The sequence below is a fragment of the Flavobacterium sp. LS1P28 genome (assembly GCF_003970335.1).
Lineage (GTDB): Bacteria > Bacteroidota > Bacteroidia > Flavobacteriales > Flavobacteriaceae > Flavobacterium.
The window spans coordinates 47,085-55,839 of the sequence record NZ_RYDI01000020.1 but is presented as its reverse complement, the minus strand read 5'-3'; the positions used below and the strand labels follow the sequence as shown (position 1 = coordinate 55,839).

4 protein-coding genes are annotated in these 8,755 nt (G+C 34.9%); 2 read left to right on the top strand and 2 right to left on the bottom strand.

All coding sequences use genetic code 11. The features are described from left to right. On the bottom strand, positions 1-5,007 hold a 5,007-nt coding region (locus EKL97_RS13530), incomplete at its 3' end, for a beta strand repeat-containing protein (protein ID WP_410503681.1). Positions 5,008-5,102: 95 nt separating this feature from the next. After that, positions 5,103-5,468 (bottom strand): hypothetical protein, encoded by a 366-nt coding sequence (locus tag EKL97_RS13525; protein WP_126459218.1) that lies wholly within the window; start codon positions 5,466-5,468, stop codon positions 5,103-5,105. Between the two features lie 727 nt (positions 5,469-6,195). Here EKL97_RS13525 and EKL97_RS13520 point away from each other — a divergent pair. Next, positions 6,196-6,681, top strand: a complete 486-nt coding sequence (locus EKL97_RS13520; protein WP_126459221.1) for a SixA phosphatase family protein — start codon at positions 6,196-6,198, stop codon at positions 6,679-6,681. Next, entirely contained in the window at positions 6,678-8,753 is a 2,076-nt protein-coding gene (gene ppk1, locus EKL97_RS13515) for a polyphosphate kinase 1 (protein ID WP_126459224.1), read from the top strand. Before EKL97_RS13520 ends, ppk1 begins: the two co-directional genes overlap by 4 nt. Positions 8,754-8,755 lie beyond the last annotated feature (2 nt).

The window sequence follows — 8,755 nt, the reverse complement described above, 5'->3', positions numbered from 1 at the left end:
TTGGTACACCAATGTATAGTTACCAGCAGGCGTACCCGGAGCCACAATCACATCAGTACCAGAAAGTGTTATTCCAGCATTCGAAGCCGAAACGGTTGTTAAGGCTACTTGCGAAGCCAAAACAGCGACTCCATTTAAGGTATCATTTATTAAAACATTGGAGAAAGCTGTTCCTCCGTTGGCGCCATTTATAGCAGTTCCGGCATTATCATTAGCGACAATAGCAGGCGCAGTAACGGTAACGCTAACGGTGGCAGTATCACAATTGTTTGGATTTATAATTTCACAGATTTGGTATACCAAAGTGTAACTTCCCGCAGGCGTACCCGGAGCCACAATCACATCAGTACCAGAAAGTGTTATTCCAGCATTCGAAGCCGACACAAAAGTCGTATTCACTTGCGAAGCCAAAACAGCGACTCCATTTAAGGTATCATTTATTAAAACATTGGAGAAAGCTGTTCCTCCGTTGGCACCATTTACAGCAGTTCCAGTATCATCATTAGCGACAATAGCAGGCGCAGTAACGGTAACGCTAACGGTAGCAGTATCACAATTGTTTGGATTTATAATTTCACAGATTTGGTATACCAAAGTGTAACTTCCCGCAGGCGTACCCGGAGCCACAATCACATTAGTACCAGAAAGCGTTATTCCAGCATTCGAAGCCGACACAAAAGTCGTATTCACTTGCGAAGCCAAAACAGCGACTCCATTTAAGGTATCATTTATTAAAACATTGGAGAAAGCTGTTCCTCCGTTGGCACCATTTACAGCAGTTCCGGCATTATCATTAGCGACAATAGCAGGCGCAGTAACGGTAACGCTAACGGTGGCAGTATCACAATTGTTTGGATTTATAATTTCACAGATTTGGTATACCAAAGTGTAACTTCCCGCAGGCGTACCCGGAGCCACAATCACATCAGTACCAGAAAGTGTTATTCCAGCATTCGAAGCCGAAACGGTTGTTAAGGCTACTTGCGAAGCCAAAACAGCGACTCCATTTAAGGTATCATTTATTAAAACATTGGAGAAAGCTGTTCCTCCGTTGGCACCATTTACAGCAGTTCCAGCATCATCATTAGCGACAATAGCAGCGCATTGCAAAGTTCCGCCACTAGTACTTGCTGTGTTGATAAATGCTCCGTATACATTAATATCATTTATTACACTCGCAAGTGACCCTACACTAATTCTGATTTCGTCAAAAGATTGAGTACTCTGAAAACCCACATTATAGATTCCAGGACCAGAGTCATACGGAGGTATCGTCAAAGATAGATTTAACAATAGTGATGCACTTTTAGACTCTCTAAATACACCGTCTAAATAAGTAGAAATAGTTAACGAATTGAACAAATCTAACTGGATCAAACTATTCAAATCTTTTATTGTAAATCCTGCATAACTACCCGCAGGATAAGTAGACAACTGATCTAAAACAGCTATAGAAGCTGGAGCAATTACTCCTGCGGTAACTAAAACCGAAGCAAAATCAGTAGTGTTTGCTGTTAATACATTATTTGTATTGTTAACTGCGCAGGCCACACAAGCCAATCCATCAACACCGGTTTTTCCACTATCAATGATTACAGGAAAAATTGGATTCGTCAATGCGTATGTTTTATTGCATTCTAAGATTACCGGACACAATTTTTGGAAAATAGCACTGTAAACATTCACAACTCCCAGACTCACTGTTGCTGTATTAGTAATAGTAATACGAGCTTCATCAAAAGATTTAGTTGTAACAAAACCAATTGTCTGTAAACTACTTCCCACCAAAAGATTGGTTCCTACCGTAACTAAAGCAGCATTTCCAACTTTAGTTTCCTGAAGAACTCCATTAAGATACGTTCTTATAGTGACTGCGTCGAGTGCATTTACATTCAACAATGAAGGATTCTCTATTGTAAAACCTACAAAAGAACCTATAGGATAATCTTTTACCTGATCTTTTACAGAAATACTACCGCTGTTTCCAACACTTATCGTTAAATTTATTTGAGCAAAATTTGAAGTATTCTGATCTATCAAATTGTCTGCATTGTTTATTGAACAAAGTGCACAAACTAAACCATCAATACCTGTATTTATACCATTAATATAAACTGGATAAGTAGGAGCTAACATCGCTGTTTGTGTATTACAAACCAAATCAGGCCCAGCACAGAAATTTTCAAAAACAGCACTATAAACTCTTGTTGAACCTAAATTCAGAGACAAAGTCTGGTTAATGGAAAGCTGAACTTCATCAAATGATTTTGTTGAAACAAAACCCACTTTATACCGACCAGGATTGTTTAATAAAGAGCCATTGACTACCAAATTATTACCCAAAAAAGATTCTTGCTGAACTCCATTAAGGTATGTAATTATTGAAATATTCCCTAAGGCAGAAACATTCAGCAAATTAGAGTTTTCTATTTCAAAGCCAGCATAAGTACCCGCGGAATAATCCGTTAGTTGATCTTTTACAGCAATACTTCCCGAAGCAGCGACACCAGCTGTTAAAGTTATTGTAGCATAATCATTTGTATTAGCGCTAATGACATTCGAAGCATCGTAAATAGTACCTAAACTTATGCCTGAAATGCCAGTATGTGACGGTTCTAAACTTACTGGATAAGCTGGAAGATTCATTGCCGATGCGGTATTACAACTTAAAGCCGGACCTGTACAATAGTTTTGGATTACCGGGTAATAAACATCAATAGTATTTAACAAACTAGCCAAACCTTCTACAGAAATTTCAATCGCATCAAAATCTTGAGTTGTATTAAAACCTACTACATAATTATTTCCTGAACCGTTAAGCAATCCTACACCCAAAAGAGAAGAACCCGAAGCTATTTCTTTTAATGTACCGTTCAGATATGTTCTAATTGTAATTGAGCCCAGTAAATTTAAGCTCAATAAATTACCAGTATCAATCCTGTACCCTACATAAGTACCAGCAGAATAATCCGTATCTGTGTCTGTCACTCTATAATTTGCTGAACCTGCTGCACCAATAGTTACAAATGCAGTTGCAAAATTATTCAAGTCTGTATCTATTAACCTAGAAGCATTAGGAACCGCACAAAGCACACACACACCGTTGATACTTGCTGTTGCTAATAGGTTACCGTAAGTGCTATCAATAAAAGGAAGTGGAGTATCTGAATTACATTGAGCTGAGACAATATTTGTTGTTATAGTCTGGCTTACTGAATCACTGCGATTCCCACAGTTGTCGGATGCATCCCAAGTTCTGGTTGTACTGTATAATCCAGGTCGACTGCCAGGTGTTTGAGTGGTAGAAAGTATATTAACTGTGGTTATTCCACAAGTATCAGTTGCAGTTGGCGGACTAAAAACAGGTGTTGTCGGAGAATTAATTGTAATATTTTGACCGGCAGCACTTATTATTGGGGCTACTAAATCTTTTATTGTATATGTATAAGACCAGTTGCGGGTATATGGAGTTTCACTTGGATTACATGTTGTATAATCTACATAAGACCACGTGTAAGTTTTTGTAGTATTACAAATTGAAGATGAATTAGGCTCTTTAATAGTTAGACCTGTAAATATGATATCATTACCGCAATTGTTTTTAAAAGTAGGAGTTGAAGGTAGAATAGCTTCTGCTGCACAACTTACTATTGAACCACCATTCATAAAAGCGGAAACAAAATTAGATCTACCACAGGCATCTGTAACTTTTAGTTGGAGTGCTACGTTCCCAATTACAGAAGGAGCGATGTAGGTTGTTGGGTTTGTTGAAGTGCTTGAAAAAGTCCCACCTCCAATAGCGGACCATTCATAGGTAACCGCCCCCTTATTTCCAGTCACAGTTGCTATTAATGGATACGTTTGACTAGGAGTTAATGCAGTTGGAAAAGAGCTGTTAAGGTTTACATTAATTTGTTGTTTAATTCCAGCCAATAGTACAAAGTTAAAAAATGATCTTTGAGCCGCAATCATAGATTCAGTAGTTCCACTGTTATATTCATGAGCCGCTTGATACATTACCATACCCTTGGTAGCATCACCATAAGTTGGTCCATAAGCTAGAAGAGCAGCCGGATTTTCAGGGAAAGTGTAATTTCTACCAGAGTCCGTATAATTGTTTTGATAAATGGCTACTTTAGTAGTACTTCTCCATAAAGATTCTGCTTTTGGAAGATAGATTCGTTCTGATCCATTTTGTAGTGAAGCATCCATTTTCCCAATAAACTGCATCACCGGATCAGCATTAGCGGATGGATTATAAGTTCCAACAACGATTGGCTTATTGTGATTTCCCCATGGCTCTAGACCTTTTTCCGTAAGAAAATTAAATGGAGTTGTATTCCCCGCACTCACTATGTCTAATGCGCTTACTGCATGACAGCCTACCCAAAGATAGCCGCCATTATGCATATAATTTCTTAGTGCGATAACATACGCCGAAGACCAATTCTGTGGATCAGCATGTGGCAGTACGTAAATATCACCACAACTTGTAAGTTGAGTTGGGTTACTTTGTGTTACATAAGAACTTGATGGAATTCCGGCATTAAGATAATATGGAGTTATTAGGCTACCATTTTCGGTGTCTAGTAGTGCCCTTGGCCAGCTAGTAAGTTTATTAAATATGGGTGCAGTGAAGGGTGCTGCAATCGGGCCATCAATAACAACCCCATTTGATCTCCAAGTGGCAATAAGGGTTCCTAAAATAGCGGCATCCTCAGCAGCAATTATAAAAGTTCCCCCTTTATAGGCTTTAGATCCAATTGAAAAATCAGCACCATCTTTAACTTTTGAGGAGTTTATTGACCAGTATACTGGTACATTTTTATCGCGAATCAAAGTGTAAACTAAGCCATAAGGCTTTAAACCTTTGGCAACTGTAGTGTTTTGCCCCATATCAATAATATAAGAGCCTGCATCGAATGTTTTGTTGGGATTAGTTTGAGAATGTATAGGACTTTCAGACATAAAGAAAGCCAATAAAAAAAGAGTAATTTTAGTTTTCATACAATCAAATTTTAATTAATTGAGGAGTATTATTTTGAATTTTAAAAATCAAATTCAAGTCTTAAAGCATAATAATGTTGAAAAACAAAATGATATTAGTAGCCGGCTTGGTCTTCAAAAACAATGTTTTCAAATTTCCAGGAAGCAATTCCACTATCTTTAGACTCTAAACAATTCCAACAAACTATTTGTGCTGTTTTGTCATCTAGAGGTATCATAATGTTAGCCGTAAAAAGATCCCCATTTTTGAAAGTAATAACATAAGTAAGTTTTACATCTTTTTCATTTTCATTCTTAATTTCAAAATATCCAGAATCGCCATTTTCATTTTCACAAGTTCTAAGAAATAGTAAGGATTCCGTTTTGCTTTGACCAAAAGAAATCCAATCTGAACATTTGTTCGAGCTTAAATTTGATGAAATGAACACGATAGTAATTGTATAAAGTAAAATTATTTTCATTTTTTGTTTTTTAAATTCCTAATTTTTGTTTTATCCTTCAGAACTTTTAAATAACATACATTCTGTTTTTGAATGATGTTTTGCTGGCAATTATTTGTATTGTATTTAAATGAAATTTTTCTAGTCCTTTGTTCTGTTAATACACTGAATAGTATTTACAAAGTCAATCTGACTATTCATTAATGAAGATGAATGATATATTTAGAGTGAAGGACTTTTCAAAAAAATTTGATAAATCTGAGAAGATATTTTTTGTGGTAAAGTATTTTTTTTCATGTAGGTATGAGTGATTATATTCAGGTTTTTTTAAACAGGGCAATGTTTAAAAGAGCTAAATTATAGGTAATACAGCAGGTTTGTTTCTTTTTTCTATAAACTACTTAAAAAGTCGATGAAAGGTAAAATTTTTAAAAAAAAAGATAAAAAACGGAAAAGAAAGTTAATTTTTTATAATATAGGGATATAATTATTTGCCATAAAAAGAGGTTTTGTAATTTTTGTTTATAATTTAACCATCTATTTACTAATAGACTGATTTAAGGTGACTTATTTTTTAGACTGTTTACTAAAAACATTTTCACCAACTAAAAAGCACCTTGTAATGATTCTTTTTGATACTAATAACATAGTTTTTAATAAAAAAAATTAAATAATAAACTTAGTTTTTGTAAATTGTATCTGATTATTTAATTTCTTATGTTTAGAGACCCCAAAATTATTTTACATTATGAAAAATTTAATTATAGTACGTCATGCAAAATCAAGTTGGGAGGTATCGTTACACGATAAGGATCGTGCTTTAACAAAGAGAGGCATACAAGATGCGCATCTTGTTTCTTCGGATATTAGCCATTTTATACCCAAAACATATCTAATCTGGACGAGTACAGCCAAAAGAGCAACAGACACTGCGTTAATTTTTGCTCAAAATTTAGCATATCCTATTGACTGTATCATTTACAAAGACGACCTTTATACCTTTGATGAAAAAAAGCTTGAGAAAGCTATTAAATCCTGCAGTAACAGTTTTGAAAATATTATTCTTTTTGGACATAACGGGGCAGTTACAAATTTCGTGAATAAATTTGGGGATGTTTTCGTTGAAAACATTCCTACAACCGGATTTGTATCCTTAGAATTTGATACTGAAAATTGGAAAAAAATAAAAAAAGGTAAAATAAAAAAAATTATATTCCCCAAAGATTTAAGATGAATAAAGTAGTAGCACATAAATATATTGATAGAGAAAAAAGTTGGTTGGCATTCAATGCCAGAGTGCTTCAGGAAGCTGGAGATAATTCAGTTCCGTTACTAGACAGATTGCGGTTTTTAGGTATTTTTTCCAATAATTTAGATGAGTTTTTTAGAGTTCGTTTTGCCGCCATCAGACGATTAAGTTTAACAGGGATAACCGGAGAAAAATATCTTGGGGGTATTTCAGCACAACAATTAGTCAAAGATATCACTGAAATTGTTATCCAGCAGCAATCCGAAAGTTTGCGAATTTTGAGTGTAATTGAATCGGAACTCGAGAAAAAAAATATATTTATCATTACGGAAAATGATATCTCCACACAACAAGAAATTTTTTTGAAGGACTTTTTTATCCAAAAATTAAGTCCTGAATTAGTCACTATTATATTAAATGATTTAGCAGAATTTCCATTGCTAAAAGATACATCCGGATACCTGGCAGTGAAGTTGGTGATGAATCACACCTCAGAGATTCGCTATGCCGTTATCGAAATTCCTAAAACAATTAACCGTTTTGTGGTTTTGCCCTCTGATAATGAAAAACAATATGTAATTCTTATTGATGACGTGATTAGACATAATTTAAGCAGCATCTTTAATATTTTTGATTATAAAAGTGTTTCGGCACACATGATCAAAATTACCAGAGATGCACAATTGGATATCGATAGTGACTTAAGTAAAAGCATGATCGAAAAGATATCCTTGAGTGTAAAAGACCGAAGAATTGGAGAACCAGTTCGCTTTATTTACGACCAATTGATTGAAAAAGATACCTTACAGTTTTTTCTTGATGAAATGAAAATTGAATCAACAGATAGTATTATTCCAGGAGGGAGATATCATAACAGAAGGGATTATATGAATTTTCCTAATCTTGGGCGATTTGATTTATTGTACAAAACGAATGATCCTTTACCCATTCCTGGGCTAAGTCTCGAAGGAAGTATCTTAGAAAAAATTAGCCAAAGAGATTATTTATTAAATGCTCCTTATCAGTCTTTCTCCTATCTCACACGATTTTTGCGTGAAGCGGCATTAGACCCAAAAGTGACTTCCATTAAAATCACATTGTATCGTTTAGCTAAAAATTCTCAAATTATTAGCTCTCTGATTAATGCTGCTAAAAATGGAAAAAAAGTAACGGTTCAAATCGAATTACAAGCTCGTTTCGATGAAGCTTCAAATATTTCCTATGCTGAACAAATGCAATTAGAAGGTATTGAACTTATTTTTGGAATAAAAGGGCTAAAAGTCCACAGTAAAATATGTGTCATCGAAAGAAATGAAAATGATAAGATAAAACGATATGGTTTTATTTCAACAGGAAATTTCAACGAATCTACCGCCAAAGTCTATACTGATGTGACTCTTTTTACGAGTCACCAACAAATTTTGAAAGATATCATGAAGATCTTTGAGTTTTTTGACATTAACTACAGGGTGAATCGTTACAAACATCTGATTGTTTCGCCTCACTATACAAGAACTCGATTTGTAAAATTAATAGACCGTGAAATTACACATGCATTAGCCGGAAGGAAAACACATATGAAACTAAAAATGAATAGTTTGTCTGATTTTGCAATGATAGATAAGTTATATGAAGCCAGCAGGGCAGGAGTGAAAATTCAACTTGAAGTGAGAGGAATTTGTTCCTTAATACCCGGTATTGCTGGAATGAGCAATAACATAGAGGCCATAAGCATTGTGGATAATTATTTAGAACATTCTAGAGTTTATATTTTTGGAAATGCTGGTCAAACCGAAGTTTATATTTCATCCGCGGATTTCATGACTAGAAACTTAGATGACCGTGTCGAAGTAACCTGTCCCATTTATGATCAGGAAATAAAAAATGAATTAATCGATAATTTTGATATCGGATGGAAAGGCAATGTAAAAGCTCGTTTTCATTCCTATAAATTAGATAATAAATACAGAGGACGAAATCATAATCCTGTTTTTAGGGCACAACTAGAGACCTATAAATATTACCAAAATAAGTTAGAACTAGCATCCAAAAAGTAAGT

Coding starts and splice junctions, on each gene's coding strand:
- EKL97_RS13525 (WP_126459218.1), bottom strand. CDS start 5,468: ATGAAAATAATTTTACTTTATACAATTACTATCGTGTTCATTTCATCA.
- ppk1 (WP_126459224.1), top strand. CDS start 6,678: ATGAATAAAGTAGTAGCACATAAATATATTGATAGAGAAAAAAGTTGG.
- EKL97_RS13520 (WP_126459221.1), top strand. CDS start 6,196: ATGAAAAATTTAATTATAGTACGTCATGCAAAATCAAGTTGGGAGGTA.